This is a genomic window from Myxococcus sp. CA051A (assembly GCF_013336705.1).
Taxonomy (GTDB): Bacteria; Myxococcota; Myxococcia; order Myxococcales; family Myxococcaceae; genus Myxococcus; species Myxococcus llanfairpwllgwyngyllgogerychwyrndrobwllllantysiliogogogochensis.
This window is the reverse complement of sequence record NZ_JABUMS010000101.1, coordinates 1-379: the sequence shown is the minus strand read 5'-3', so window position 1 is coordinate 379 and position 379 is coordinate 1. Positions and strand designations below refer to the sequence as shown.

Annotated in this window: 1 pseudogene; it reads left to right on the top strand. The window is 69.7% G+C overall.

The window, feature by feature from the left end:
• Nucleotides 1-379 (top strand): annotated as a pseudogene (locus tag HUA74_RS45100) (glycosyltransferase family 1 protein); the annotation flags it as partial.

The following is a 379-nucleotide window of genomic DNA, read 5'->3' as shown; positions in this document are numbered from 1 at the left end:
CGCGCGCATCCAGGCGAAGGAGTTCGACCTGGTGCATCGCTACACGCCCATCAGCCCCACCACGCCGAGCACGCTGGCGGCGCGCTGCAAGGCGGCCGGGGTGCCCTTCCTGATGGGCCCGATGAACGGCGGTCTGCCGTGGCCCAAGGGCTTTGGCGGTGCGCGGCGGCGGGAGAAGGAGTGGCTCAGCTACGTGCGTGACGTCTACAAGCTGATGCCCTTCTACAAGTCCACGCGGGAGAACGCGTCGGCCATCCTCACGGGCTCGCGGGCGACGCGCGGGCAGGTGGCGGAGAAGTGGCAGTCGAAGACGGTGTACATCCCGGAGAACGCCATCGACACGCGGCGCTTCGGCTCGGCGAAGTCGGAGGGCCCGGTG